Below are 2,347 nucleotides of genomic sequence, written 5' to 3'. Positions count from 1 at the left end.
TGTGTATAAGAGACAGCCTCCGGGCCCGCCCGCCGGGCCCGGACCCCCGCCGTCGACACCGCCTGCGCCGAGGCGGTGGACCTGGCCGCCGCGGCCGCGGAGGAGACGGCGCGCCCGACGCCCGTCGGCGAGCACCTGGGGATCCGCCCCGATGGCGACCGCGTGGTCACCCACTTCTTCGAGTCGCTCGACCCGGCCTACAACGGCTGGCACTGGGCGGTCACCGTGACCCGCGCGTCTCGTGCCAAGGTCGTGACGGTCAGCGAGGTCGTCCTGCTCCCCGGCGACGACGCGCTCCTCGCGCCGCCGTGGGTGCCGTGGCTGGAGCGGCTGCGCCCCGGCGACCTCGGCCCCGGCGACCTGCTGCCGACCGCCCCTGACGACGTCCGGCTCATCCCCGGCTACACCGAGGTCGACGACGCCATCGACCGTGAGGCGGCGTGGGAGCTCGGCCTCGGCCGCGTCCGGGTGCTGTCACGCGAGGGCCGGGACGAGGCCGCCGTGCGCTGGTACGAGGGCGTCGCGGGTCCCCGGGCCCCGATCGCGGCGTCCGCGCCCGCGCAGTGCTCCACGTGCGGGTTCTTCGTGGCGCTGGCGGGCGAGCTGCGGCAGGTCTTCGGCGTGTGCGCGAACGAGTACGCCCCCGACGACGGCCGCGTGGTGTCCGCCGACCACGGCTGCGGCGCCCACTCCGAGGCGGTGTCGATTCCGGCCGCGTCCGAGCACAACCCGCCCGTCATCGACGAGCTGGGCTACGACGTCGTCCCCTCGGGCGCGGCGGCGGAGGACGCGGAGACGCAGGACGAAGAGGCCCTCGGCCACGGCTGACCTCCCGATCCCGACCTCCGGCACGGTCCGGGCACGGCGTGACGCGACACGGCGAGGAGTGAGACCCGGTGACTGAAGCGCCGGACCCGTTCGGCACGCGGTCCCTGCGGGAGCGGGTGCTGCGCGCCTGGGGCGAGTCTCCGGCGCGGTTCCGCGAGGACGCCAACGCCGAGGAGGACCACGCCCTCGGCGGCTACCGCGACCGCGTGGTGGTCGAGCTGGCCCAGAACGCCGCCGACGCCGCCCTCCGCGCGGGCGTCCCTGGCCGCGTCCGGCTGACCCTACGGACGTCCGAGGACACTGTGCCTGGCGCCGTGTTGGCGGCCGCCAACACCGGGGCGCCGCTCGACGCCGCCGGGGTCGAGGCCCTGTCGACGCTCCGGGCGTCAGCCAAGCGGGACGACGACACGGGCTCGGTGGGACGGTTCGGCGTGGGTTTCGCCGCCGTCGTGGCCGTCAGCGACCGGCCCGTCATCGCCTCGGGCCCGGGAGGCGTGGAGTGGTCGCTGGAGCGGGCCCGGGCGCTGGTGGACGAGGTTCCAGGGCTGGCCGGTGAGCTGGACCGGCGGGAGGGGCACGTCCCGCTGCTGCGGCTGCCGTTCGCGCCGCCGGCCGATGGCCTTCCCGAGGTTCCCGCGGGGTTCGACACCGTGGTGCGGCTCCCGCTGCGCGCGGGGGCGGCCGACGGCGTCCGGCGGCAGCTCGCGCAGGTCGGGCCCGCGCTGATGCTCGCGCTGCCCGCCCTGGAGGCCGTCGAGATCGACATCGACGGGGACGTGCGGACGGTCAGCGCCGATCACCGCACGCCGGGCTCGGTGACGATCGATGGTTCCGTCTGGCACACGGTCGAGGCGCACGGCACGACACCGGCGGAGCTTCTGGCAGACCGTCCCGCCGAGGAGCGCGGGCGCCCGTTCTGGCAGGTGCGCTGGGCGCTGCCAGAGGACGGGCTTCCGCAAGACACGCCCGCCGTCGTGCACGCGCCCACTCCGAGCGACGAACGCCTTGACCTGCCCGCACTGCTCATCGCCTCGTTCCCGCTCGCCCCCGACCGGCGCCATGTCGCGCCCGGTCCGGTCACCGACTTCCTCGTGGAACGCGCCGCCGAGACGTATGTACGGCTGCTGCGCGAGCGTCCCGCGTCGCCGCGCCTGCTCGACCTGGTTCCCGGACCGGTCGGCGCCGGTGAGCTGGACGCGCGGATCCGGCGCGCCGTCCTGGAACGCCTTCCGGAGGCTCCGCTCCTGCCCGCGCCGGACGAGCCCGGAGGCGAGAAGGATCGCCGGATGCGCGGACGCGACGCGGTCGCGGTCGACGCGCCGCCCGCGTTCATCGACCTCCTCGCGGGCCGAGGCGCCGAACCCGCCCACCCCGCGGAGGCCGACCTCGCGGGCCGCGGCACCGACGGCGGACCCGTGGACACCGGCGCTGGACGCGCGGATGCCGGCGGCGACCCCTTGGACGGCGGCGGACGCGCGGACAGCGGCGGCGGACGCGTGGACGGCGGCGGCGGCGGGTG

Annotated in this window: 2 protein-coding genes; both read left to right on the top strand. The window is 76.6% G+C overall.

The genetic code is table 11. The features are described 5' to 3' along the window. Positions 1-75 precede the first annotated feature (75 nt). A complete protein-coding gene (locus E1298_RS46285; RefSeq protein ID WP_131903711.1) occupies positions 76-828 on the top strand; it encodes a DUF3027 domain-containing protein in 753 nt (250 codons plus the stop codon). Between the two features lie 68 nt (positions 829-896). Continuing rightward, on the top strand, positions 897-2,347 hold a 1,451-nt coding region (locus tag E1298_RS46280; protein ID WP_424923240.1), incomplete at its 3' end, for a sacsin N-terminal ATP-binding-like domain-containing protein.

This window comes from Actinomadura rubrisoli, assembly GCF_004349215.1.
Lineage (GTDB): Bacteria > Actinomycetota > Actinomycetes > Streptosporangiales > Streptosporangiaceae > Spirillospora > Spirillospora rubrisoli.
This window is presented reverse-complemented; position numbering and strand designations above follow the sequence as displayed.